General features: G+C 43.1%; 1 protein-coding gene. It reads left to right on the plus strand.

Annotated elements, in window-relative coordinates:
* The coding region (locus D1841_RS18280) for an FAD-dependent oxidoreductase (RefSeq protein ID WP_207710217.1) at positions 1-587 on the plus strand (587 nt) is incomplete at both ends.

A 587-nucleotide genomic window follows, 5' to 3' on the forward strand; every position in this document is an offset into this window, starting at 1 on the left:
TTGGAGGAACTGGTAAAGGTCACTTGGTTCGAGAAATTGATGCTCTTGGCGGCGAAATGGGAAAAAATATTGATAAAACCTTTATACAAAGCAGAATGTTAAATACAGCAAAAGGACCGGCGGTGCACTCGCTGCGTGCGCAGGCTGATAAACATAGATATCATACCGAAATGAAGAAAACCATAGAACAGCAGGAAAATCTGCATGTAAAGCAGGCTGAAATTGTGGATTTGATCATAGAAGAGGGAAAAGTATGCGGTGTAGTTACAATGACGCATACATATTATAAGGCGAAGGCAGTGGTACTGGCTACTGGCACGTTCTTGCGCGGTAAAATTTTTATTGGCGACAGCGCTTATGCAAGCGGTCCAAATGGACTCGCACCTTCTATAGAGCTGGCAGACAATCTGAAAAAACATGGCATGAAGCTGCGCAGATTCAAGACCGGAACACCGGCAAGAGCGCTTGCTTCTACCTTTGATTATACAAAGATGACAGAACAGAAAGGCGATGAAAGAATTGTACCTTTTTCTTTTATGAACGATGAACTGGAAAAAGAACAGGTTTCTTGCTGGCTCACTTACACC

This window comes from Neglectibacter sp. X4 (assembly GCF_009917365.1).
Lineage (GTDB): Bacteria > Bacillota > Clostridia > Oscillospirales > Acutalibacteraceae > Acutalibacter.